The 22,468-nt window shown below is 66.3% G+C and carries 21 protein-coding genes and 3 tRNA genes; 9 read left to right on the forward strand and 15 right to left on the reverse strand.

Annotated features, from left to right (window positions below):
- Positions 1–161: 161 nt before the first annotated feature.
- Both ACFQEU_RS02960 and ACFQEU_RS02965 read left to right on the forward strand, forming a co-directional pair.
- The gene (locus ACFQEU_RS02960; protein ID WP_379779139.1) at positions 162–569 is read left to right on the forward strand and encodes a CBS domain-containing protein; all 408 of its coding nucleotides are present in this window, start codon (positions 162–164) and stop codon (positions 567–569) included.
- Positions 570–748: 179 nt separating this feature from the next.
- Complete coding sequence (locus tag ACFQEU_RS02965; protein WP_379779141.1) at positions 749–2,122, forward strand: LLM class flavin-dependent oxidoreductase; 1,374 nt, start codon at positions 749–751, stop codon at positions 2,120–2,122.
- A 223-nt stretch (positions 2,123–2,345) separates the two neighbouring features.
- On the opposite strand, the gene ACFQEU_RS02970 is transcribed toward ACFQEU_RS02965, so the two are convergent.
- The gene (locus tag ACFQEU_RS02970) at positions 2,346–2,819 is read right to left on the reverse strand and encodes a deoxyuridine 5'-triphosphate nucleotidohydrolase (protein ID WP_379779143.1); all 474 of its coding nucleotides are present in this window, start codon (positions 2,817–2,819) and stop codon (positions 2,346–2,348) included.
- A gap of 191 nt (positions 2,820–3,010) precedes the next feature.
- On the opposite strand from ACFQEU_RS02970, the gene ACFQEU_RS02975 reads away from it, so the two are divergent.
- Positions 3,011–4,996 carry an aconitate hydratase gene (locus ACFQEU_RS02975; RefSeq protein ID WP_379779145.1) on the forward strand — a complete coding sequence of 662 codons (1,986 nt, stop codon included), beginning with the start codon at positions 3,011–3,013 and terminating at the stop codon, positions 4,994–4,996.
- 61 nt (positions 4,997–5,057) lie between these two features.
- The gene (locus ACFQEU_RS02980) at positions 5,058–5,438 is read left to right on the forward strand and encodes a hypothetical protein (RefSeq protein WP_379779147.1); all 381 of its coding nucleotides are present in this window, start codon (positions 5,058–5,060) and stop codon (positions 5,436–5,438) included.
- A gap of 76 nt (positions 5,439–5,514) precedes the next feature.
- Here ACFQEU_RS02980 and ACFQEU_RS02985 read toward each other — a convergent pair whose 3' ends face one another.
- The 9 genes from ACFQEU_RS02985 to ACFQEU_RS03025 all read right to left on the reverse strand — a co-directional run bounded on the left by ACFQEU_RS02985 (position 5,515) and on the right by ACFQEU_RS03025 (position 15,906).
- Positions 5,515–6,162 (reverse strand): 30S ribosomal protein S7, encoded by a 648-nt coding sequence (locus ACFQEU_RS02985; protein ID WP_379779149.1) that lies wholly within the window; start codon positions 6,160–6,162, stop codon positions 5,515–5,517.
- The gene (locus ACFQEU_RS02990; protein ID WP_004048726.1) at positions 6,159–6,587 is read right to left on the reverse strand and encodes a 30S ribosomal protein S12; all 429 of its coding nucleotides are present in this window, start codon (positions 6,585–6,587) and stop codon (positions 6,159–6,161) included. The genes ACFQEU_RS02985 and ACFQEU_RS02990 overlap by 4 nt, the downstream gene beginning before the upstream one ends.
- Before the next feature lie 191 nt (positions 6,588–6,778).
- Positions 6,779–7,597, reverse strand: a complete 819-nt coding sequence (locus tag ACFQEU_RS02995) for a hypothetical protein (RefSeq protein ID WP_379779151.1) — start codon at positions 7,595–7,597, stop codon at positions 6,779–6,781.
- Positions 7,598–7,689: 92 nt separating this feature from the next.
- Positions 7,690–8,109, reverse strand: a complete 420-nt coding sequence (locus tag ACFQEU_RS03000; RefSeq protein ID WP_379779153.1) for a NusA-like transcription termination signal-binding factor — start codon at positions 8,107–8,109, stop codon at positions 7,690–7,692.
- Complete coding sequence (gene rpoA2, locus ACFQEU_RS03005; protein WP_379779155.1) at positions 8,109–9,356, reverse strand: DNA-directed RNA polymerase subunit A''; 1,248 nt, start codon at positions 9,354–9,356, stop codon at positions 8,109–8,111. Before rpoA2 ends, ACFQEU_RS03000 begins: the two co-directional genes overlap by 1 nt.
- A complete protein-coding gene (locus ACFQEU_RS03010) occupies positions 9,349–12,276 on the reverse strand; it encodes a DNA-directed RNA polymerase subunit A' (RefSeq protein WP_379779157.1) in 2,928 nt (975 codons plus the stop codon). The genes rpoA2 and ACFQEU_RS03010 overlap by 8 nt, the downstream gene beginning before the upstream one ends.
- 6 nt (positions 12,277–12,282) lie before the next feature.
- Complete coding sequence (gene rpoB / locus ACFQEU_RS03015) at positions 12,283–14,112, reverse strand: DNA-directed RNA polymerase subunit B (protein WP_379779159.1); 1,830 nt, start codon at positions 14,110–14,112, stop codon at positions 12,283–12,285.
- Between the two features lies 1 nt (position 14,113).
- Entirely contained in the window at positions 14,114–15,679 is a 1,566-nt protein-coding gene (locus tag ACFQEU_RS03020; protein ID WP_379779161.1) for a DNA-directed RNA polymerase subunit B'', read from the reverse strand.
- Positions 15,676–15,906: a DNA-directed RNA polymerase subunit H gene (locus ACFQEU_RS03025; RefSeq protein WP_379779163.1), complete on the reverse strand. Its 231-nt coding sequence runs from the start codon at positions 15,904–15,906 to the stop codon at positions 15,676–15,678. The genes ACFQEU_RS03020 and ACFQEU_RS03025 overlap by 4 nt, the downstream gene beginning before the upstream one ends.
- Before the next feature lie 233 nt (positions 15,907–16,139).
- Here ACFQEU_RS03025 and ACFQEU_RS03030 point away from each other — a divergent pair.
- Both ACFQEU_RS03030 and ACFQEU_RS03035 read left to right on the forward strand, forming a co-directional pair.
- Positions 16,140–16,212, forward strand: a tRNA-Asp gene (locus ACFQEU_RS03030).
- 30 nt (positions 16,213–16,242) lie between these two features.
- Positions 16,243–16,315 (forward strand) — tRNA-Asp (locus ACFQEU_RS03035).
- 182 nt (positions 16,316–16,497) lie between these two features.
- Here the strand turns inward: ACFQEU_RS03035 and ACFQEU_RS03040 are convergent.
- The 5 genes from ACFQEU_RS03040 to ACFQEU_RS03060 all read right to left on the reverse strand — a co-directional run bounded on the left by ACFQEU_RS03040 (position 16,498) and on the right by ACFQEU_RS03060 (position 20,777).
- On the reverse strand, positions 16,498–16,848 hold the full coding sequence (locus ACFQEU_RS03040) for a hypothetical protein (RefSeq protein ID WP_379779165.1): 351 nt from the start codon (positions 16,846–16,848) through the stop codon (positions 16,498–16,500).
- 62 nt (positions 16,849–16,910) lie between these two features.
- Positions 16,911–17,915 carry a histone deacetylase family protein gene (locus ACFQEU_RS03045; protein ID WP_379779167.1) on the reverse strand — a complete coding sequence of 335 codons (1,005 nt, stop codon included), beginning with the start codon at positions 17,913–17,915 and terminating at the stop codon, positions 16,911–16,913.
- Positions 17,916–18,347 carry a histone gene (locus ACFQEU_RS03050; protein ID WP_379779169.1) on the reverse strand — a complete coding sequence of 144 codons (432 nt, stop codon included), beginning with the start codon at positions 18,345–18,347 and terminating at the stop codon, positions 17,916–17,918.
- 184 nt (positions 18,348–18,531) lie between these two features.
- Positions 18,532–20,040: a single-stranded DNA binding protein gene (locus tag ACFQEU_RS03055; protein WP_379779171.1), complete on the reverse strand. Its 1,509-nt coding sequence runs from the start codon at positions 20,038–20,040 to the stop codon at positions 18,532–18,534.
- Between the two features lie 182 nt (positions 20,041–20,222).
- A complete protein-coding gene (locus ACFQEU_RS03060; RefSeq protein ID WP_379779173.1) occupies positions 20,223–20,777 on the reverse strand; it encodes a hypothetical protein in 555 nt (184 codons plus the stop codon).
- 171 nt (positions 20,778–20,948) lie between these two features.
- Here ACFQEU_RS03060 and ACFQEU_RS03065 point away from each other — a divergent pair.
- The 3 genes from ACFQEU_RS03065 (at position 20,949) to ACFQEU_RS03075 (ending at position 22,272) form a co-directional block, all read left to right on the forward strand.
- Positions 20,949–21,021 (forward strand) — tRNA-Arg (locus tag ACFQEU_RS03065).
- A 534-nt stretch (positions 21,022–21,555) separates the two neighbouring features.
- On the forward strand, positions 21,556–21,819 hold the full coding sequence (locus ACFQEU_RS03070; protein ID WP_379779175.1) for a hypothetical protein: 264 nt from the start codon (positions 21,556–21,558) through the stop codon (positions 21,817–21,819).
- Between the two features lie 159 nt (positions 21,820–21,978).
- Complete coding sequence (locus tag ACFQEU_RS03075; RefSeq protein WP_379779177.1) at positions 21,979–22,272, forward strand: hypothetical protein; 294 nt, start codon at positions 21,979–21,981, stop codon at positions 22,270–22,272.
- Positions 22,273–22,468: the final 196 nt, after the last annotated feature.

Raw genomic sequence — 22,468 nt, forward strand, 5'->3', positions numbered from 1 at the left:
CGACCGACGACCGTGACCGGCTTCGCGACGAGCACAGCGCGTGGGTCGCGGAGCCGGAGCGTGGCGGCCCGCGACGGCAGTCGGGGCTCTCGCGGTTCTCGTGAGCGGTCCCCGGCAACCGTCGTGAGAACGCTTATACGCCGACAGCGGGATCCCCGCGTATGGACGAGATAGAAGACGTCTTCGTCGCTCGGCTGATGACGACCGACCTCCACACGGTGACGCCGGACACGTTGGTCGAGGACGCCGCGGGAATCCTCCTCGACAACGACATCAGCTCCGCGCTGGTCGTCGAGGGCGGGCGTCTCGTCGGGATCCTCACGACGACGGACTTCGTAGAGATCGTCGCCAAGAGCCAGCCGAAAGCGGAGACGACCGTCGAACGGTACATGACGACGGACCCGGTGACGGCGGGAGCACAGGACAGCGTGGCGGACGTCGCCGCGACGATGGTCGATCGGGGATTCCACCACGTCCCGGTCGTCGACGCCGACGGAACACCCATCGGGATCATCACCACCTCCGATCTCGCCGCGTACGTCTCCGGAACCGAGCCGCTGACGACGTAGAGGTGGGACCCTCGGCGGCCGAGAGAGAGAGAGAACCATTCACGACCTGATCGTCGGAACCGCCGACGACAGAGAAGGCCGCACCGCGGGAAGCGGGTCCGTGAAGACGCCGTGTCCGTGACGCCGACAAGTGCCGCCACTTTCTTCGGGGTATTACCTCTCGAAGCCGTATCGGGTGTATGACCGACCGGCTTCACCTCAACCTCTTCACGATGAACTCCGTCGAACACGTCTCACCGGGGTCGTGGACGTACCCGGGCGACCGCTCGACGGAGTACACCGACACCGACTACTGGACGGAGATCGCCCGGACCGCCGAGCGCGGCGGGTTCGATGCGGTGTTCTTCGCGGACGTTCGCGGCGTCTACGACGTGTACGGCGGCGACCGTGACGTCGCCGTCGAACGGGCGATCCAGACCCCGGCGAACGACCCGCAGCTGGTGGTTCCGGCGATGGCTGCCGCGACCGAGGAGCTCGGGTTCGCCGTAACGCGGTCGACGACGTACACCCACCCGTACCAGCTCGCCCGAGAGTTCTCGACGCTCGATCACCTCACCGACGGCCGGATCGCGATCAACGTCGTCACCTCCTATCTCCAGTCGGCGGCCGAGAACCTCGGGCTCGACGAGCGGATGGACAAGGAGACGCGGTACGACCGCGCCGACGAGTTCCTCGACGTCTGTTACGCGCTCTGGGAGGACTCCTGGGAGGACGACGCGGTCGTGCGCGACCGGGAGGCGAACCGGTACACGGACCCGGAAAAGGTCCATGGGATCGGTCACGAGGGCGAGCACTTCTCGGTGCCCGGGCCGCACGGCTGTGAGCCCTCCCCGCAGCGGACCCCGGTCGTGTATCAGGCGGGCTCCTCGGACCGGGGGCGGGAGTTCGCCGCCGCCAACGCTGAGGCGGTGTTCGCGAGCCAGCCGACCGAGGAAGGCGTCCGCGAGTACATGGAAGACGTTCGCTCCCGTGCGGAGGCGTACGGTCGGGACCCCGAGAGCCTCCGGTTTTTCATCGGGGTCGTCCCGATCGTCGGGGAGACACAGGCGATCGCGGAGGCGAAACGGGACGAGTACACCCGCCACGTGGACGTCGAGGGAACGCTCGCGCTCCTCTCGGGGTTCCTCGACATGGACCTCTCCGAGCTCGATCCGGATCAGCAGGTCGAACACATCGAAACCGACGCGATCCAGGGGACGATGAACGCGTTCACGAAGTCACAGCCGGACCGGAGCTGGACCGTCCGCGAGGTGGCGGAGTTCTGCGGGCTCGGGACGACGTCACCGACGGTGGTGGGAACGCCGGAGGTCGTCGCCGACGAGCTCCAGTACTGGCACGAGGAGGTCGGCGTCCACGGGTTCAACGTCAAGGAGGTCGTCCGCCCCGACACGCTCACCGACTTCGTCGATCTCGTCGTTCCCGAACTTCGCGAGCGGGGGCTCGTGCCGCCGGCGGGCGACGACCGTCCGGGCGACACGCTCCGTGAACGACTCCTCGGCGAGGGACAGCGCCGCCTCCGTGCGGACCACCCCGCACGTCGGTCGGGAAACTGACTGATTAATAACCACAGCAGGAGTGTTGATACGCTATCTCTGCCGCCCCCGGCACCGTTAAGTGGGTCGCGCTTCTGCGTTCAGGTGACGCTTCGCTTGGAGGGCCGAAGCGTCAGCGGGGACCTACTGAACGGCTCGGCGTGCCACCTTTTCCCGGCACGCCGGGCCGTTCGTTCCTTTGAACCAGTGAGCGACGGCCCTGTCGGCACACGAGAGACGTCGTTCAGATCCCTTCGCCCTGGTACTCGCCGTCGTACGTCCCGTCGTGTTCCGCACGGGCGAGGACGAGCTGCGCGATCCGCGCGCCGGGTTCGATGTCGATCGGGGTACCGACGTCGAGTCGACCCTCGCCGACACCCTCGTACCCCGCGTCCCAGACGGCGGTGTCGAGCGTACAGGCGTTCCGGAGCAGCGTCGACCGGGGAAGTACGAAACCGATCCGACCGTCCGGGATCCGGACCTGCTCACCGTATCGGACGACGTACGTTCCGGGATCGAGCCGATAGGCATCGTCGACCGGATCCAGCTCGCGACGGTCAGCGACGGACTTCCCTTCCCGACCGATCCGTCCACGTCCCGTCCCTTCGAACACCGCGTCGACGGTGAGGTCCACCCCGTTCGGCTGTCGTTGCGCGTCCGTGAGCGATGCGCCCGCCGTTTCGAGCGCCCGTGCCACAGCCGATCCGGATTCGAACATGCGGTATCGGAGCGCGGGCATCGACAAAACGGTGTCGACGGACCGGGATCGGTGGGAGGATCGTCACACCCACGTTGCGTGTCAACACGGTCGGGTTCCACCAAAAATCTCCGCGTCTATCGGTTCCACATGGTCGATGTGGCGGATCACTCGCGGGTTTTATATTCTCGGGACAGCCATCTCCGGCTGATATGGGACAAACGATTACCGAGAAGATCCTCGATGACCATCTCGTCGAGGGCGAGCTGACGCCCGGCGAGGAGATCGGCATCGAGATCGACCAGGTCCTCACGCAGGACACGACCGGCACGATGGTGTGGCTCCAGTTCGAAGCACTCGACCTCGACGAGGTCCAGACGGAGCTCGCCGCGCAGTACTGTGACCACCAGACGTACCAGTTCGACTTCAAGAACACGGACGACCACCGATTCCTCCGCTCCGCGGCCGGTACCTACGGCGCGTACTTCTCCCGGCCCGGCAACGGTATCTGTCATCAGGTCCACAAAGAGAACTTCGCCGCGCCCGGCAAGACGCTGCTCGGCTCCGACTCGCATACGCCGACGCCCGGCGGCCTCGGCCAGCTCGCGATCGGCGCGGGTGGCCTCGACATCGCCGTCGCCATGGGCGGTGGCCCCTACTACGTCGAGATGCCCGAGGTCGTCAACGTCCACCTCGAGGGCGAGCTCCCCGAGTGGGCGACCGCGAAAGACATCGCGCTCCACCTGCTCGGCGAGCTGACCGTGAAAGGCGGCGTCGGCAAGATCTTCGAGTACACCGGCCCCGGTGCGGAGAACCTCTCGATCCCCGAGCGAACGACGATCACGAATCTCGGGACGGAGCTCGGCGCGACCTCCTCGATCTTCGCGACCGACGAGAAAACGAAAGACTGGCTCGCGCGCCAGCACCGCGAGGAGGAGTACGTCGACCTCCAGCCCGACGACGACGCGGAGTACGCTGAGACGATCGAGGTCGATCTGGCCGACCTCGAACCGCTCGTGGCTGCCCCGTCGATGCCCGACAACGTCGCCCCCGTCAGCGAGTACGAGGGGACCGACGTCGAGCAGGTCATCATCGGCTCCTGTACGAACGGCGCGTACGAGGACATCCTCCCCAGCGCGAAGATGCTGGAGGGCCGCGAGGTCTCCAAGGGAACCGAGATGATCGTCGCACCCGGTTCCAAGCAGGCCTCCGAGATGCTGGCCCGTGAGGGCTGGACCGCGGAGATGATGGCGGCCGGCGTCAACTTCTCCGAGGCGACGTGTGGCGCGTGTATCGGCATCGGTCACGTGCCCGCTTCCGACTCCGTCTCACTGCGGACGTTCAACCGCAACTTCGAGGGTCGCTCCGGCATCGAGGACGACTCCGTCTTCCTCTGCTCGCCCGAGGTCGCGACCGCTGCGGCCATCACCGGTAAGATCGTTGACCCGCGCGACCTCGCCGACGACCTCGGCGACCTCGAAGCGCCCGGCTTGGAGATGGGGACGAAGTACGGCCCCGGCATGGGTGAGTCCGACTCGGACATCATCTCGCCCGACGAGGCGATCGACGACGGTCTCGTCAAGGGCCCGAACATCGGCGACGTGCCGCTTAAGGACGGTATCGACGCCGATATCGGCGGTGAGGCGCTCCTCAAGATGGAGGACAACATCACCACCGACCACATCATCCCGGCGACGGCGGACATCCTGAAGTTCCGTTCGAACATCGAGAAGCTCTCCGAGTTCACGCTCTCGCGCGTCGACGACACGTTCGCGCAGCGCTCGCTCGACGCCGACGGCGGCGTCCTCGTGGCCGGCGAGAACTACGGACAGGGCTCCTCGCGGGAGCACGCCGCCCTCTGTCCGATGTACCTCGGTATCGAGGCGGTGTTCGCGCAGAGCTTCGCCCGCATCCACAAGGCGAACCTGTTCAACTTCGGTATCGTCCCGCTCGCGATCGACGCGGAGACGTACGAGAAGATCGACCAGGGTGACGACATCCAGGTCGTCGACGACGTGCCGGCCGGTGTCCGCTCCGGCCAAGAGGAGTTCACCGTGAGCGTCAACGACGAGTGGGAGTTCACGGCCGATCTCGACGCCTCCGAACGCGAGCGCGAGATCCTCGCGTCCGGCGGCAAGCTCTCGTGGGTCAAACAGCAGCACGACGGCGGCTCCGGCGCGGCCCCCGCCGACGACTGAGAGTCCGAGTCCGACCCGACGACAGCGTTTTTTATCGCTCAGCCCCGAAGGACGGGTAGCGATGGCACAGTCACGAACCCGATCCGCGGTCACTCCTCACGGTGACGTCGAGTACGAGGTCGTCACCTGCGCCAGCTGCGGCGAGGAGGTGATCCCCGCGGACGCCGTGCCCGTCGGCGTGGGAGTTGAGACGTACACCTGCGACGGGATCCCCTTCTGTCGGGAGACACACGAGCGGCCGCGAGAGACGCACGCCCTCTGTGCGTACTGTGCGGAGGCGACACTGGGTTACACCGACTCGCCGGACGGCGTCGAGGACCGGCTCGACGAGCTCGCGGCGGAGACGTCCGCAGTCGGGCTCGGGCTGTGGCTCGGCGTCGTCGGTGGCGTGGCGCTGTCGGTCGGGCTGTTGCTCGTCCAGCTGCTGGTCGGGATCGTCTGAGAGCCGGTCGCGTCACGGGGAAAACCGACCGGGTTCGAAAACCGTTGACCGCGGATCGGGCGTCGTTCGGCCGGGATCAGCGGGCGGCGGCGGCGACGCGCTCGCGCTCCTCTTTCTGCGAGATGGAGTACGTCTGCACGTCGTAGTCGGCCGCGCCGATGAGCTCCTGTGCGAGCGCCTCGGCGGCGGACGTGGTGGACTTGTACGTCGCGTTGGCGACGCCGTCCGAGATGAACAACAACGCCTGGTCGACGCGGCGCTGGGGCGCGACGTCGACCGCCTTGGGGACCGAGATACCACCGTACTTCAGGCGGACGGTCTCCTCACGGGGGGCGGCGTTCTCGACGGCGGTCACGAGCACCTGCACCGGGTTCTCCTCGGTGCGCTCGTGAACGATGTCGAAGGCGTCACGGACGATCCGCGTCGCCTGCTGTTTCTTACCGGTGTTCTCCTCGGTCTGCATCAGGCGGTTGATCAGCCGCTCGACCAGGGAGATCTCCGACTTCTTGAACTGCTTGGACGCGTGGCGACCCATCGTGTGAGCGATGGGCGTCACGGTCATGTAGCGTTTCGTCGAAGGGTCAGCGTAGGAGATCTCGGTGACATCCCAGACGCCGAACAGCTGGGCGTTCTCGTTGGCGGTCTTGCTGGCCGCGGGCGCGTCCGGGTCGGGTTCATCGGCGGCGACCGACTCCTCGTCGATCTCGGCTTCTTCCCCGCTCATCGGACCGGTTTCTCCGCGTTACCGCGAACCAGTTCGATCATCGATACGCCGTTGACCTTCTCGACTTTGTAGTTGACGCCGGAGAGGTCGCCCATCGCGCGACCCTTCGCGCCGCCGATACCGGCGATCGTGACCTCGTCGTGCTCGTCGATGAACGAGATCGCGCCGTCGCCGGGACAGAACGCGGTGACCTGCTTTCCGTTCTTGATCAGCTGTACCCGGACGCACTTCCGGATCGCCGAGTTCGGTTGCTTCGCCTCGATACCGACCTTCTCGAGGACGATGCCTCGCGCCTGCGGGGCACCCTCGAGGGGATCGGACTTCTTCTTGAGCCCGCGCTCTCGCCGAGCGTACTCGGAGTCGGACCAGCGGCGTTTCTGCCGGTCCTGTTTGAGCTTGCGGGCGGCATATTTGCCGTTCGCCATCGTACATCCACTTCCGAACGGAGCTACTTAAGCGTCGTCTTTCCAGGTCGAGAAACGGGCGCAGATCCGTCGAACGGCACCTCTCCGCCGATCTGAGGCGGTTTCTTTGATCGAAACGAGCGGCAGATATCGACGTTGAGTCGATAAGGGGGCGTAAGAGCCCGTCGTTGGCGGTGACGCCGCTGAACGGGTCAGTCGGTCGTTTCGGTGCGCGCCTCCTCGACCCAGTCCGGTTCGGACACCGACACGCCGCGGTCGCGGTACTCGATATCGACGTCGACGCTCGCGGTCGTCCCGTCGTGGGAGCCCTCCCAGCGCTGTTCGATTCGCGGGACGAATCCGGATTCGAGGATGTCCACCGTGGCCGAGGCGGTCTCGACGGTGGCGGGGACGGGCCGACTCCCGTCGAAGGAGTCGGCGGCGAACCGCGCCGCGGGTTCGTCGTCGACGTCGACCGACGCCTCGAACGTCGGCTCCCAGTTCTCTAACCCCTCGTACACCACGTCGTCCCCCGCGGACCCCTGTGGGACGCGAATCCCGACCAACGCGTCCACTCGCATCGTCTCTTCGGTAGTGCCCGCCGACCCGTCGAGCGGCTGACGATCGTACGTCACCTCCGAGCCGAGCTGCTCGCGGAACAGCGCCTCCTCCGGCGTGACGTACAGCTCCGTGACCTCCGTCTCGTCGCTCTCGGTCACCGCCTGTCTGAGGAGCTGCCGTTCGTTCGCGAGGTCGTAGCGGGACTCGTACGTCTGATCCGGGAGCCACGGGCTCGGCTCCGACTCCCCGTCGTGGCCGGTCCGTGCGGTCGAGTAGAGGGTGACCCCGCCGGCGTCGACGGCGGCATCGATGTGGCTGGTCGCGAGCGTCTCGACATCGAGGCCGTCGCCGTCTCGCCAGTCCGCGTTCGGAAACGGGCCGGCGGGTTCACCGTCGAGGACGTCCCCACAGCCGGCGAGCGTGACCGTCGACATCAGACCGAGGGACGCGAGGAACCGTCGTCTGTCCATGTCGGCTCCAAGCGACTGAACGGCAAAAACCCACCCCCGTATGGATCACGAGAGCACACGAAACGGATGCGGCCGGGAGAGAACGAACGCGGTCAGGTAAGCTGGACGTCGTCGATGTCGTGATGTCGCTTCGCCAACGTTCTGGCCGTCTCGATGTTCCGGCCCTCCGCGCCGATCGCGACCCCGCGATCCGGTTCGGGCACTTCCACGTACGCGACCCGGTCGTTCTGTTCGGAGACGGTCACGGCGTTGACCGCCGCCGGTGCAAGCGCGCTCGCGACGAACGCCTCGGGCGTCTCGGCGTCCTCGACGAGGTCGACCGACTTGCCGAGGCGACGCTCGACCTCCTCGACCGTCTCCCCGGCCTGTCCGATCGCTGCCGCCATCTCGCCCGCCGGGATCAGGAAGACGAGCCGTTCGCCCTCCACGAGGCAGTCCTTCGGCGCGACGTCGGTCAGCTCGTCGAATCGACCGATGTACCGCCGTGCCTCGTCGGAGAGCTCGACGCGCATCAGTCGGATCGGTTTTCGCCGCCGTCGGTAGCCGCGTCGTCGTTCACGACGCGCGACCCCATCCGGAGGTCGACGTCGCCGGTCCCGATCGATATCGGTTTCCCGGCGATGACGTTCTCGATGACGCCGTCGAGCTCGTCGTACTCGCCGTGAACCGCCGCGTCGAGGAGGTGGTTCACCGTCACCTCGAACGCCGCCCGAGCGAGCACCGAGTCCTTCGAGCCGGAGATACCGTGCCGGCCGATCGACTCGATCTCGCCGTTGTTCGTCATGATGTCGGCGACGAGCATGAGGTGGCGGACGTTCACGTCGTCGAGCCCCTGCTCTTCGAGCGTGTTCTTCGTCTCGTCGATGATCGTCTCGCGAGCGGCCTCGACCCCGAGGTTGCGGTAGATCTCGTGGATGTTGTTACACGTCGTCCGCGAGGCGTCGACCCCCTCGATCTCGAGGGCGTCGCCGAAGGCGGACCCCTCGGTGTAGAGGACGAACTCCTCGCCCTCTTCCAGCTCTTCCTTCCGGATGACGACGCGTTCGACTTCCTCGATCCCCTTGAACACGATCTCACGGAGCCGCTCAACGAGCTGGAGCAGCTCGCGGTAGCTCGGCTCGTTGGGGCCGAACTCGATGACGGTACCCGCCTGACGGGTGTCGACACCGAGCGCGTCCTCGATCGTCTCCGCGATGATCTCGGCGACCTCGGTGGCGTCGGAGTGGGTCGGCCACCGCTCCAACAGCGTGTCGTCGTTGAGGTCGATCCGGACGAGCATGTCCGCGACGTTCGTCGAGACGTCGCCGAGCGCGAGGATCCGCGTCGACTCGATCGACCAGACGACCTCGTGGGCTTTCTCGCGATCGGTCGCATACTCGCCCTCGAGGTGAACCGTCATCATCGGCGTGTCCGGGGTCTTCCGGGCGTCCACGAGCTCGATAAGTCGTGGGAGCCCCTGCGTGACGTCGATCTCCGCGACGCCGGCGTAGTGGAAGGTGTTCATCGTCATCTGGGTTCCCGGCTCACCGATGGACTGTGCCGAAACGGTGCCGACGGGCTCTAGCGGGTCGACGCGCGTCTCGATATAGCGGTTCTCGACGCCGGTGGCGATGTCGGTCGCCTGCTCGATCGTGACGCCGCCGTGCTCCTCGGCCTTCGCTTCGAGCGTCTCGTATACCTGCGTCTTCAGCCGGGAGGGGAGCTCCGTCGACTCCACTACGGCCTCCATGTCGTCGGTGACGTGGTCGTACTCAGTCATCGGATTCCACCCCCAGCTCCTCCGCCTTGTTCAACCCTGGACCGGCGTGCTCCGAGAGGTTCGTCGGCGGGGCGCGCTCGCCGAGGAACCGCTCCTTCTCCTCGGCGGAGTCGAACTCCGCACCGATGACGCGGTCGGCGATGCCGTCGACGTCGATCCCGTCACCCTCGCCGGAGGACACCTTGATCGGCGAAGTGCCGTCCTCGCCGAACTCGAACTGGACGATGCGGCCGGAGGTGTCCCGAACCGTCCCGTCATATTGCGCTTCGAGCTCGGAGAGCGCGTTGATGAGCCGGCGCTGGAGGTAGCCGGACTTCGACGTCCGGACCGCCGTGTCGACCAGCCCCTCGCGGCCGCCCATCGCGTGGAAGAAGAACTCCTCGGGCGTCAATCCGCCACGGTAGGAGTTCTCCACGAAGCCGTGGGCCTCCGCGGAGAGGTCGTTCGGTTTGTAGTGAGCGAGCGTCCGGTCCTCGTACCCGCGGTTGATCCGCTCACCGCGAACCGCCTGCTGACCGACCGAACCGGCCATCTGCGTGAGGTTCAGCATCGACCCACGCGCACCGGAGCGGGCCATCACGACCGCCGGGTTGTCGTCGCCGAAGTGCTGATCGGCGATCTCACCGGCGGAGTCGCGGGCCTTCCCGAGCGTCTGCATGATCTTCATCTCCAGCGTCTCGTCGACGCTGCGGCCCGGCAGCGATTCGAGCTCGCCGGCACGGTACGTTTCGATCAGCTCGTTGACGCGCTCGTAGGCGCTACCGATCGCCTCGTCGACCTGCTGCTCGGCCGCCGGCGGGATCGATTCGTCGTCGATCCCGATCGAGAAGCCGAAGTGCATGATCGCGCGCATCGCGAGCGACGCGATCTCGTTGATGAAGACGCGCGCACGCGTCTCGCCGTACTCCTTGGTGAGCGTGTCGACGACCTCGCCGCCGAACGCGCCGACGGCGTCCTCGTCGATCGTCCCCTCCACCAGCTGTCCGTTCTCGATGACGACGGCGTCGCCCGTCGAGGAGGTGAACTCCAGCGAGAGGTCGTTCGGAAGCAGCTCGGAGAACAACGTCCGGCCGGTCCAGTAGTCGCGGCCGTCATCGTCGACACCGTCCGGCTCGGGCAGCTCGTCGACCCGCGTCGCACGGAGCAGGTCGAGCGCCTGCGTTTCGGTGAACTGCGGGTTCGAGTGCGTGAGCAGGTACGTCCCGGAGATGTGGTCCTGGATCGCGCCGATGATGTTCCCGCCGAACCGGGGGCTGAGGATCTGCTCTTGGACGCGCATGAGGACGCGCGCCTCCGCGCGGGCCTCCTCGTTCTGGAGCGCGTGCATGTTCATCTCGTCGCCGTCGAAGTCGGCGTTATACGGCGGGCAGACGACGGTGTTGAGCCGGAACGTCTTGTACGGCATCACGACCACTTCGTGGGCCATGATCGACATCCGGTGGAGCGACGGTTGTCGGTTGAAGATCACGATGTCCCCGTCCACGAGGTGTCGGTTGACCTCCCAGCCGGGCTCGACCTTCTCGGCGAGCTCCTCGCAGTTCTTCTCGGTCACCTTCAGGCGTCGACCGTCGGGACGACGCACGTAGTTCGCGCCCGGATGTGCCTCGGGTCCGTTCCGGACGTACTGGCGGGCCTCCTCGGCGTTGCGCTCGGTGACGTTGAGCGTCTGGGTCATCTCCTTCGCGACCCGGTCGGGAACGCCGACTTCGTTCAACGAGAGCGTCGGGTCCGGCGAGATGACGGTCCGGGCCGAGAAGTTGACGCGCTTCCCGGAAAGCGAGCCGCGGAACCGGCCCTCCTTCCCCTTCAGCCGCTGGCTGAGGGTTTTGAGCGGGCGGCCGGAGCGGTGTCGCGCCGGCGGGGTCCCGCTTATCTCGTTGTCGACGAACGTGGTGACGTGGTACTGGAGCAGCTCCCAGAGGTCCTCGATGATGAGCTGGGGTGCACCCGCCTCGCGGTTCTCCATGAACCGTTGGTTGATGCGGATGATGTCGACGAGTTTGTGCGTGAGGTCGTCCTCGGAGCGCTGGCCGTTGTCCAGCGTGATCGACGGTCGCGTCGTCACCGGTGGTACCGGGAGCACCGTCAGGATCATCCATTCGGGACGGGAGTGTTCGGCGTCGATACCGAGCACTTCGAGGTCCTCGTCCGGGATGTCCTCGAACCAGTCGCGGATGTCGGAGGGCATGAGCTTGTTCATGTCCTCCTCGGTGAGGTCGACGTCGAGCGCCGTCTCGATGGCGCGTCGGTCCTCCTTCCGCGGGCGGAACTCGCCGGCCATGATCTCGTTGATCCGGTCGAGCGCGATCCCGGTCTCGTCCGCGAGCTCCTGCGGGGAGGTACCGGGGTCGTCCTCCTCCTCGTCGGGCTGCATCGCGGCCGCGATATGCTCGGAATAATCACCCGAGAGCACGTCCTGGACCTCGTAGTACGTCGTCGGCTTCTCGTGTTTGATGTCCGCCTGCGGCTCACCGCAGTACGGGCACGTCGACGCCTTCCGGGCCTGTCGAACGGCCGCCTTCAGGACGTCGTGGGGGTCCTCGCCGAGCTCCTCGGCCCGTTCGAGCCGGTCGCGGAACTCGTCGCGCTCCGCTTCAGTGAGCGCCAGCTTCCCGCACTCGCGACACGTGGACCGGAGCAGCCGGCGAATGAGCTTCGTGAACCCGACGTGGATAACGGGCGCGGCGAGCTCGATGTGGCCGAAGTGGCCGTTACAGGATCCGGAGTGAGAGCCGCAGGTCCGACACTCCAGCCCGGGGTCGATAACGCCCAGTCGCGGGTCCATCAACCCCATGTCTATCGGGTAGCCGTCGTCGTCGTACGTGTCCGCCGTGATCACCTTCGTGGCCGACATGTCCCGGTACGTCTCCGGGTCCATGAGGCCGAAGTCGATCCCGCCGAGCACTTTCGGTGTTTGCATTGACATTTAAATCGCGTCCTCCAGTTCCAGTTTCGGTCGAATACCCAGGGCGATCATCTCGTCGAGGAGGAGTTTGAACGCATAGCTCACCTCGAGCTCGTGGATGTCGTCCTCGTCGCCCGTCACCGGGTCGTACACGCGGCGCTGTTCGCGGTCCTCGACCGCGACGAGCCCGGTTTCCGCGGAGACGTGTACCGTCTCCGCGTCCGAGGACTCGAGCAGTCGCTCGTTGAGCACCATCGACGCGCCGTGGCCGATGATCGTGTCGCGCTCCATCTCCCCGACACGAAGCCCACCCTCGCGGGCGCGCCCCTCGGTCGGCTGGCGCGTGAGTACCTGCACCGGACCGCGGGAACGGGCGTGGAGCTTGTTCGACACCATGTGGTACAGCTTGTGGTAGAAGATCGTCCCGACGAAGATCTCCGCGTCGATCTTCTCGCCGGTGACGCCGGAGTACATGACCTCCTTGCCGGAGGATTTGAACCCGTGCTCCTCCAATCCGCTCCGGAGCTCCTCCTCGTCTTCACCCTGGAACGGCGTCCCGTCGACCCGCGATCCGCGCAACGAGCCGACCTTGCCGCCGAGCATCTCCAGGACGTGCCCCACCGTCATCCGCGACGGGAGGGCGTGGGGGTTCATCACGAGGTCGGGGACGACCCCCTCCTCGGTGAACGGCATGTCCTCCTGTGGCGCGAGGTGGCCGACGACACCCTTCTGGCCGTGTCGGGACGCGAACTTGTCCCCGAGCTCGGGAACCCGCTGGTCCCGGACCTTCACCTTGGAGAGCTTGGAGCCGTCCTCTCCCTCCATCAGGGTCACGGTGTCGACGACGCCGGATTCGCCAGAACGCATCGTCACCGAGGTCTCACGCCGCTTCTGCGGGGAGAGACCTCCCATGTCGTCCGGCTCCTCGAGGAACCGTGGCGGGCTGGTCTTGCCTAACAGCACCGAGGACTCGTCCACCTTCGTTTCGGGGTTGACGAGGCCGTCCTCGTCGAGGTGGGTGTAGGCGTCCTCGCCACGCGCGCCCCGGACGTCCTGTGCTGGGATCTCGAAGCGGTCCTCCTGACCACCGGGGTACCGACGCTCCTCGCCCTCGTAGGTCCGGAAGAAGTGCGAGCGGGTGAGCGCGCGGTCGACGGAGCCCTGATTCATCACCAGCGCGTCCTCGATGTTGAACCCCTCGTAGGACATCACGGCGACGACGAAGTTCTGTGCGGCGGGGCGTTCGTCGAAGCTGATCTGATCGGACGTCTGCGTCTTCACCATCGCCAGCTGCGGGTAGTGGAGCAGGTGCTGACGTGTGTCCGGTCGGATTCGATAGTTCGCCGAGGGGAGCCCGAGCGACTGTTTCATCATCCCCGCACCCATCGTAATTCGCGGGCTCGCGTTGTGTTCGGGGTACGGGATCATCCCGGCACCGATACCGAACACGAGCTGCGGGTCGATCTCGAGGTGCGTGTGGTCGTCGGTGACGTCCTCTTCGTCGACGGCAACGAGGATGTCCTCCTCCTCCTCGGCGTCGATGAACTCGACGTAGCCGCGATCGACGAGGTCCTCGAACTCGACGTCGCCGCGTTCGAGGGCGTCGATCTCTTCGTCGCCGAGAAGCGGTTCACCGTTCTCCACCACGATAAGCGGGCGACGGGCGCGTCCCGCGTCCGCGTTGACGATCACTTCCCGGGTCCGGTCTTTGACCGAGACGTTCACCATTTCGCTCACGTCGCCTCGACGGCGCGCTTCGCGGATCTGCTCGGCGAGCTCGTTCGGGTCCGGATGGGTCCCGACGAGGCTGCCGTTCACGTACACTTTCGCTTCGCGTTCTGCTTGAGCCATATTAGTCGTCCGCCGTCTGTCGTTCGACGCCCTCGATGCCGGGGATCCCCTCGACACCCATCGACGCCAGTTCTCGTTTCAGCCCCTGTTCGTCGTCCACCGTCTGTGACAGCTCCATCGCCTGCGCGAAGTTCTTCACGAGCCCACAGTTCGGCCCCTCCGGCGTCTCGGATGGACAGATACGACCCCACTGGGTCGCGTGGAGGTCTCGCGCCTCGAAGTGCGGCTGTGACCGAGACAGCGGCGACCGGAGACGTCGCAGGTGAGACAGCACGCCCATGTAGTCCGTTCGGTCGACGAGCTGGGAGACGCCGGAGCGACCGCCGACCCAGTTCCCCGTCGCGATCGGGTGTTCAAGCCGTTCCGTCAGCACGTCCGAGCGAACGACCGTGTTGACGGTGAGCTGTCGATTCCGCATGTTCGCCCGTTCGAGCTGGTACTTCACGTCACGTGCCAGCTTGTTCAGGGCCGTCCGGAACAGATCACGCATCAGGTCCCCGGAGACCTTCAGCCGCTTGTTCGCGTAGTGGTCCTTGTCGTCGGCCTCGCGGCGGTCCAAGGCGAGCTCGAAGCACGCCTCCGCCATCCGACAGAGGTAGTACGCCTTGTTGATCCGAACGTCTTCCTCGTCGACGCCCTCCTCGTGGAGGTGCGGGAGGAGATAGCGATCGATGACGTAGTTCGCCCGCTTCAGCTGGTAGTTCTTCCCCTGACCGGAGGCGACGCGCTCGCCGAGGGTTTCGATGGCTTCCTCGGTCGTCTGCACCGACGCCTCCTCTAAGTTCTCCAGCATGAACTTCACGATCTCCGGGTCGTCCGAGACCCGGTGGACGATCTCTTCGTCGGATTCGAGCCCGAGCGCGCGAACCAGCGTGACGAAGTCGATCGAGCCGGACACCGAGGGGAACGACACCTCGAGGAGTCCCTCCCGGTTGCGCTCACACAGCACCAGGGCGCGGTACCCGCGGCGCTGGGAGAACGTCTTGGCGACCTGGATCTCGTCGCCGTACTTCGAGTCGTACTCCGCGAGGATCTTGTTCGGCGCGAGGTCCTCGCTCGTCATGAGCACGCGCTCGGAGCCGTTGACGATGAAGTAGCCGCCGGGGTCGACCGGGTCCTCGCCGATGTCGATCAGCTCCTCGTCGGAGAAATCGGCCATGTTACACTTGTTCGAGCCGACCATGATCGGCATCCGGCCGACCTTCGTCTCCGTCGTGTCGACGACGGTCTCCGGCTCGTCCTCGCCGCCGCGCACGATGGACATCTCCATGAACACCGGCGCGGAGTAGGTGATGTTCCGGAGTCGAGCCTCTTGGGGATACAGCAGTTCCTCGGAGCCGTCGGCCTCGCGGACGCGGGGCGTGACCATTCGGACATCGCCGAGCTCGACGTAGACGGGCTCTTGACCCTCTTTGTCGCCGATGTCGGTTTCGATGGTCTCCTTCTCATCGACGACTTCCTGCATCCCGCGATCCAAGAAGTTGTTGAACGATCGGAAGTGGTGTTCGGCGAGCCGGTCGTCGGAGAAATACTCGCGTGACACCACGCGTCGGTCTTGCCTGTTCATGAGACGACGAGTCGATACACGACCGCCTGATCGGTCGTGCGGGAGTTTCGGACGATCTTCACCACGTCCCCGACTTCGGCATCATCCGGGGTCGCAGGATCGGTGCGTTTGATCTTCGGCAGGTTGGTCTTTCTCACGTCGTACTCGTCCAGGATCGCGTCGATCTCCTCGGGATCATCGATCAGGACGTGATCCGGAACGAGTTCGTGTTGGCTTACGTCTACCATGGGTGCTGGTGGTGGGGAAAAGCTATCACGAGATACTACAGCGGCATAGCGGCTCCAGCCGCATAAGGTTTGTCAAGTCCGCCGCGCACGGCTCACGGCGACCCGCAACGGTCGTCGTTTCCACGGTGGAGAGTAGCACACAAAAACGTACCGCCCGGAGTGTTACACCGACCCATCCTCACCGCCGATGGCAAGCCTTATTTGCCAGACCCCGGTACGGACTGATGCGACGCGCCCGGATGGTGTAGTGGCCCATCATACGACCCTGTCACGGTCGTGACGCGGGTTCAAATCCCGCTCCGGGCGTCCCCGTTTTCGGGGCTGGCGTCGCTGTCTGCCCGGATGGTGTAGTGGCCCATCATACGACCCTGTCACGGTCGTGACGCGGGTTCAAATCCCGCTCCGGGCGTTCCTGTCGACACCGACCATGATCGAGGAGCGGTAGCGACGAGCGAGTTCGGCGTCGACGAACCCAGATTGAAGGGAATTGAATCTGAGGCGAGCGGAGCGAGTGAACTCCTCCGGGTTCAGCTCCCGCTCCGGGTGTATTCTGTCGCCACCAACCGGCGAGCGGGACGTGCCGCTCGTCGCCTATTCTTCGACGACCTCGATCGACACCGGGCGCTCCGATTCCGGCACCCGTCGCCGGTCGGTAGAGTCGGAGGTCGGGACGCGTCGGTCCGCGCTCACGGGGCGTTCTCCATCGTCGTTCACGGGGCGCCCCCCGTCGGCACTCACGGGATGTCCCCCGTCGGGTATCGGCGTAACGCCATCGAGACTCGACCCGATCAGATAGCCGACCGCACCGCCGAACCCCGATGCGACGCCTGCCCCGACCGGACCGAAACGGGAGCCGATCGACGCACCGATGGACGCGCCGGTCGTGGCTACGCTACGAGCGGTTCGTCCGCTACCGGTACCGAACAGCCGTTTGCTGGGCATACGTGTCGATCGGACTCCACTATCTTGTGTGTTACTCCCATACTCGACTCGTCGAGTATCGATCAGAGGTCGAGCGCGGTCCGGAGCTCCGCCACCAGCTGTTCGGTCCGTTCGTCCGGTTCGGCGTCATCGACGACGGGGGAGCGGCCGTCGTACGTCTCGTGGACCATCGACACCCCTTCGGCGAGCGTGTCGAGCCCGTAGCCTCCCTCGAGGACGTACGCTGCGGCGGCGTCGAGGCGGTCGACGAGCGCACGCATCCGGTCGGTCAACAGAGCGTACCCCTCGGAGGAGACGCGCATCCGCGAGATCGGGTCGTGTCGGTGCGCGTCGAAGCCGGCGGAGACGACGAGCAGGTCCGGGTCGAAGCGTTCGATAGCGGGTGCGATCGCCTCCTCGACCGCGTATCGGTAGTCTGCGTCACCGGCACCGGCCGCGAGCGGGAGGTTGGCGGTCGTCCCTTCGCCACTCCCCTGCCCGGTCTCCAGCAGGTCGCCCGTGTCGGGATACAGCCCCTCCTCGTGGATCGACGCGTAGAACACGTCGCCCCGGTCGTAGAAGACGTCCTGCGTTCCGTTGCCGTGGTGTACGTCCCAGTCGAAGATCGCGACGCTATCCGCTAACCCGTCGTCGATGACCGACTGCGCCGCGACGGCCGCGTTGTTGAAAAAGCAGAACCCCATCGCGTCGTCCGGAACGGCGTGGTGTCCGGGGGGGCGACCGATGGAGAACGGGGTCCGGCGGCCGTTCTCGCCAGCGAGTGCGGTTTCGGCCGCCCACTGGGCGAGCCCGGCGGACATCAGCGCGGCGTCCCACGTCTCCTCGCCAGCGACCGTGTCAGGGTCCCAGTTGCCGCCGCCGTCCGCACAGAACGACTCCAGCTCGTCGACGTATCCCTCGTCGTGGACGGCGGTGACGGCGTCACGACTCGCGGGGTCGGCCTCGGTGTACTCGACGCCGTGCCGCTTGGCGAGCCCGCGACGGATCGCCCGGAGCCGGTCCGGGTTCTCGGGATGGCGGTCGCCCGTGTCGTGGGCCAGACACCGTTCGCTGTAGCCGAAGCGCATCTACTCGAACAGCGCGAAGTACGTCTCGATGTCCTCGGCCTGTACGGTGCGTCGATCCGCGTGTCGGGCGAGCGTCGCGGCGGCGCTCGCGACGTTGTCGGCGTAGTCCTCGAGGATGTCGGCCAGCGCGATCCGCGCGTCGACGCCGATCCGATATCGGTCGTTGATACGTAGTCGCGCGATCCGGTCGATGGGGGCGACCGGCAAGGAAAGCTCCTCGCGTGGGATCACCTGTTCAACGCCGAAGTCCGACGCCATCAGGGTCTTGCGGCCGTCATCGGTTGCACGCTCGGCCGCGTCGATCGCCAGCTCCGCCCCGTGCGACTGGATCCGCCGAGCGAGCTCCTCGGCCGCGTCGGCGCTGACGCGAAGCTCGCCGGCGTTCCGCCGGATGATCGCGTCGACGGGCGCGAACGGCAACTCGACACTCATACACACAGACGCGTCCGTCCAGGGTATAACGCTTTCCGTTACCGCGTTTGCGGGGTCGAACGGGTGGCTCGTGGCACTTCAGGGGTTCGTTCCGTGGCGGACGAGAGCAAGGGCGGGACGGCGGAACGACCGGTAGTGATGGGGGGGAACCCCCCGGTGTGGTTGCGGAGCCGACGCCCGCAGGTTAAAACACGTCTTCCGCGTGTATCGCGCCGTTCCGCTCCGGGCCGCGGACCGTGATCTCCTCGCCGAGACGGAGGCTCGCGTCCGTCTCGACGCGTTTCGTCCGCTGCCCGTCGTCGAGGACGACCGGGTCACCCGTCTGGACGACGGTCCCAGTGAACTCCACGGACTCGGTTGCGCTGGAGTCGGCCGTCACCGCCGCCGCGGAGCCCGACGCGCCCTCTCCGGCGCTTCCGCTTCCAGTACCGGGCGTCGCATCCGGATCGCTTCCGGCCGCGTCGGCTCCGGACGTGCCGGCTCCGGACGCATCGGCGTCGCCGGCGAAGGCATCGAGGCCCGTCCCGTCGGAGTCGTCGGTTCCAGCGGTGTCGGCGGCGTCGGGGGTCGTCCCGCTCGCGTCTCCCGGGGTGTCGTCAAGGACGGACACCGTCGATCGCCAGTTAGCGGAGGCCTCGAGGTCGTCCTGCCAGCCGTCCTGGATCTCGACGTCGGTGAACACGACGCGGTCGGCGAGGTCGATCGCTTTGTCCGCTTTATCACCCCACAACGCTACTCGTATCTCTCCGGTGTCGTCCTTGATACGGACGTTGCGGACCTGCCCCTCGGAACCGTCGTCGCGGTCGAACGTCCGCGTGGGGTCGGTCTCGATGACCCCACCGGCGATGTCGACCGTCTCTCCGATCTCCACGTCGTCGATATCGGTGGTCTCCGGGACGTACTCGACGTCCTCGTCGACGCGCTCGACGGTGCCACGGTCGCCGACGTGGAGCTCGAGGTCGCCGTCGCGCTCGCGGACGTAGCCGTCGCCGACCTCAACGACTTCGCCGGCCGCGAACTCCTCGGCGAGCTCGGCTTTGTCGTCCCACATGGTGACCCGGACACGGCCGGTTTCGTCGCCGACGGTGAGGTTCGACACCTGACCCTCGGAACCGTCGTCGCGCGAGAAGGTCCGGACCGCGTCGGTGTCAAGCACTTTTCCGACGAGATCGACGTCGGACGCGCCGAGCGACAGGTCCTCCACGCGGTAGGTGTCGAGCACCTGCACATCGACCTCGGCGTCGTCGTCCGTCTCGACTTTGTTCGCGCTCACTTCGAGCCCGCTGTACCCCTCCTTGGGCCGACCCATGACCCGGAGGACGTCGCCGACCTCCAGCTCCTCCTCAGCACCGACCGCCATTTCGTCCCAAAGAGCGACTCGAACGGAACCAGAGGCGTCCGCGACATCGACGTTACACACCCGTCCCTCGCCGTCCTCGCCATCGCGTTCGAACGTCCGGACCTCGCCGATGGAGGTCACCTTTCCCATGAACTTCACCTCGTTCATCCCGGGTTCGATGTCGGCGATGGTGTCCGCCTCCTCATCGCGCAGCTCGTGGGCGATGAGCATCGCCGCCGTCTCCTCGTCGGCGAGGCCACCCATCTGCTCGACTTTATCCTCGACTGCCGCCGCGAACTCCTCGAACTCGACGTCGGTGTCGAGGTCCTCGTAGACGTCCTCTATAGCTCCCATACGCGTACCTCGTGGGTGGTCGACTTCGCGGATAAGCGTTGTCCTTGCGCCGTTTTTGCGCCGTCAGCGGGACGGATCCGTCCCGCTCGCGACGCGGTGAGTTCCCTCGCCATACGGGAGTTGGTGGCGGTTCGGTACAAAAACGTTCAGTCGTCGTTTGAACAACGTTGGCCCCCCGCAAGTCACACGTCGTCGGGGGAGTCGGTGGCGACGACCGCGTGGCCATCGGCGTCGTCGTGGACGACGGTCACCGATCCCGGGACACCGTCGACGAAAGCCGCATCGACCGCGTAGCCCACTTCCGTCAGCGCCTGCGTACACAGCTCCTCGGGATCCGAGTCGTCGACGGCGGCGACGACCACACGGAACCGGTCGTCGGTGACGGTTGCGTCCGCGAGCGCGACACCGTGACAGCCCGTCTCGCCGAGAACCGTCCCGTCGACGTGGACGGCGTCGCTCGTGAACTCGATCACGGCCTCGCCCACTGTCTCGGCGTCCGCCTCGTCGATCTCGACGTGTTCGGGCTCCGGCTCCGTCGCAACCTCGACAACGGACGCGGTGGAGTTGGAACCGCTGGAGTCGGAACTGCCTGAGCTCGCAGAGTCGGAGCTCGGGGATCCCGAGTCGGGGCCATCGTCCCCCGACTCACCGGCATCGGAGCCGTCGACACAGCCGGCGGCGGCGACGGCGGCGGCCGCGGCCGCGGCGGTCGTGGCGAGGAGACTCCGGCGGTACATACCTCTCACGACGGGGCAAGAGTATATAAATAGCCAGGGAGACACCGTTGCACGGCCCGTACCGACGGTTTCGCGGGGGGCGAACTACCGACGAGGGCCGCCATGGGAGCACCGAACACGGGGCCGCCGGACCGTAACCGTCTTAAGTACCTCGGCGATAGATGTAATCGAGTCCTGGTAGGGTAGTGGACTATCCTCTTGGCTTGCGGAGCCAGGGACCGGAGTTCAAATCTCCGTCAGGACGCTCACTTTGCGGCCGTCTCACTTCGTTCGACGGCCGCTGCGTTCGCGACCTGACGTGCCCCACGCTCGCTCCGCTCGCGTGGGACTCCGTCAGGACGTTTTCGGACACACAACACGGCGAGCACAGCGAGCCGTCCGTGTGTCCGAAAACTCCGCGGAGAGTCGGGAGCGGTATCTCGGCGGGGAAGCGAGAGGCAGCACTCGATGTCTGTCATTGCGACACATAACCAAGAAAATATTAAGTCGAACACACGAATCTGTGGGGATACGCTTCGGCGGGACACCCGCCGAGCAGACACCCATGACCGTCCCCATCTCCACCCCGATGCTCGCCGGTTGGAAGAGTCTCGGGGCTCGGATCCGCGGGACGGTCGTCGCTCGTACCGACACCGTCACCGCGTAACCCGGACGCGGGGGCGGGAGCGGCCGCCCGTCGGAGCGAGCGCGTCTTTCTCTCCCCCGTGTCCCTCGACACAGACCCGGTAGCTCAAGCGGCAGAGCCTCGGGTGAGGAATCGACTCCCTCCCGGGTCCGTATGGCAGCCATGACCTGCCGCGCGACCGACGTCGCGCTCCGGTTGGAGGTCCCTCGCGACGCCGCGGGCGACCTCCACGCCGGTGTCCGATCCAGACTCGCCCGCCACGACGACATCGAGGTCCTCGACGTCGATGTCGTCGGACTCCAGCCCCGCCTCAACGACCTCATGGTGGAGGTCGAGGCCTCGGTCCGGCTCGCACCGGACGCGACGCTCTCGGATCTCACCGGGATCGTCGGCGTCCACGAAGCACGTCCGGCGTGACCGCGGATACGGTCCGCACGATCCGTTCGGCGGCGCAAATGCGGCCGACGACGGCGAGCGAACGAGGAATCGACGACGAATCAACAACGAACCGACCGACGAACGAGCAGCAACCACGGCGCGAGGGACTCGCGCCGAGAGGACACCGACCACGAAACGATGTCACGATCACGACCGCATTCACGACTCACGACCCACCGGGGGGCCTACGTCGGTCCCCAGCCGATCCCCCGCGATCTCACCTGGCGATCCATCGCGATACTGGGGGCACTCCCCGTTACTGCCCTCGCCGTCGCGTTGTATCCGCTGGCCGCCGCGTTCGTGCTGGCGACCTTCTCGGGCGCGGTCGCCGGCGCGGCCCTCCAACGGCGACGTCCCGAGGTCCTCGCCCGGATGGTTCCGGATCGGGAGCCGCCCGCCGACCGGGAGCGTTCCGGGACCGCGCCGCGATAGCCCCGCTGACGCAACGACCCGCCGATCGCACTCCGTTCGAACAACGGGACGCTCGGTCGAACCGGTCATCTTCGACGGCCCTCACCGCTTATATATCACCGTCGTCGACCGGACGGTATGATCGACGACGCCAGCGACGGCGACGACGGCAGCGACGGCAGTGACGGCGACGGCGACGACGACGGCGCCGGTCACG

The sequence above is a fragment of the Halorubrum tibetense genome, from assembly GCF_042661865.1.
Lineage (GTDB): Archaea > Halobacteriota > Halobacteria > Halobacteriales > Haloferacaceae > Halorubrum > Halorubrum tibetense.

Bases quoted from the DNA above. Each gene is read 5' to 3' on its own strand.
- ACFQEU_RS02960 (WP_379779139.1), top strand. From the start codon at position 162: ATGGACGAGATAGAAGACGTCTTCGTCGCTCGGCTGATGACGACCGAC.
- ACFQEU_RS02965 (WP_379779141.1), top strand. From the start codon at position 749: ATGACCGACCGGCTTCACCTCAACCTCTTCACGATGAACTCCGTCGAA.
- ACFQEU_RS02970 (WP_379779143.1), bottom strand. From the start codon at position 2,819: ATGTTCGAATCCGGATCGGCTGTGGCACGGGCGCTCGAAACGGCGGGC.
- ACFQEU_RS02975 (WP_379779145.1), top strand. From the start codon at position 3,011: ATGGGACAAACGATTACCGAGAAGATCCTCGATGACCATCTCGTCGAG.
- ACFQEU_RS02980 (WP_379779147.1), top strand. From the start codon at position 5,058: ATGGCACAGTCACGAACCCGATCCGCGGTCACTCCTCACGGTGACGTC.
- ACFQEU_RS02985 (WP_379779149.1), bottom strand. From the start codon at position 6,162: ATGAGCGGGGAAGAAGCCGAGATCGACGAGGAGTCGGTCGCCGCCGAT.
- ACFQEU_RS02990 (WP_004048726.1), bottom strand. From the start codon at position 6,587: ATGGCGAACGGCAAATATGCCGCCCGCAAGCTCAAACAGGACCGGCAG.
- ACFQEU_RS02995 (WP_379779151.1), bottom strand. From the start codon at position 7,597: ATGGACAGACGACGGTTCCTCGCGTCCCTCGGTCTGATGTCGACGGTC.
- ACFQEU_RS03000 (WP_379779153.1), bottom strand. From the start codon at position 8,109: ATGCGCGTCGAGCTCTCCGACGAGGCACGGCGGTACATCGGTCGATTC.
- rpoA2 (WP_379779155.1), bottom strand. From the start codon at position 9,356: ATGACTGAGTACGACCACGTCACCGACGACATGGAGGCCGTAGTGGAG.
- ACFQEU_RS03010 (WP_379779157.1), bottom strand. From the start codon at position 12,276: ATGCAAACACCGAAAGTGCTCGGCGGGATCGACTTCGGCCTCATGGAC.
- rpoB (WP_379779159.1), bottom strand. From the start codon at position 14,112: ATGGCTCAAGCAGAACGCGAAGCGAAAGTGTACGTGAACGGCAGCCTC.
- ACFQEU_RS03020 (WP_379779161.1), bottom strand. From the start codon at position 15,679: ATGAACAGGCAAGACCGACGCGTGGTGTCACGCGAGTATTTCTCCGAC.
- ACFQEU_RS03025 (WP_379779163.1), bottom strand. From the start codon at position 15,906: ATGGTAGACGTAAGCCAACACGAACTCGTTCCGGATCACGTCCTGATC.
- ACFQEU_RS03040 (WP_379779165.1), bottom strand. From the start codon at position 16,848: ATGCCCAGCAAACGGCTGTTCGGTACCGGTAGCGGACGAACCGCTCGT.
- ACFQEU_RS03045 (WP_379779167.1), bottom strand. From the start codon at position 17,915: ATGCGCTTCGGCTACAGCGAACGGTGTCTGGCCCACGACACGGGCGAC.
- ACFQEU_RS03050 (WP_379779169.1), bottom strand. From the start codon at position 18,347: ATGAGTGTCGAGTTGCCGTTCGCGCCCGTCGACGCGATCATCCGGCGG.
- ACFQEU_RS03055 (WP_379779171.1), bottom strand. From the start codon at position 20,040: ATGGGAGCTATAGAGGACGTCTACGAGGACCTCGACACCGACGTCGAG.
- ACFQEU_RS03060 (WP_379779173.1), bottom strand. From the start codon at position 20,777: ATGTACCGCCGGAGTCTCCTCGCCACGACCGCCGCGGCCGCGGCCGCC.
- ACFQEU_RS03070 (WP_379779175.1), top strand. From the start codon at position 21,556: ATGGCAGCCATGACCTGCCGCGCGACCGACGTCGCGCTCCGGTTGGAG.
- ACFQEU_RS03075 (WP_379779177.1), top strand. From the start codon at position 21,979: ATGTCACGATCACGACCGCATTCACGACTCACGACCCACCGGGGGGCC.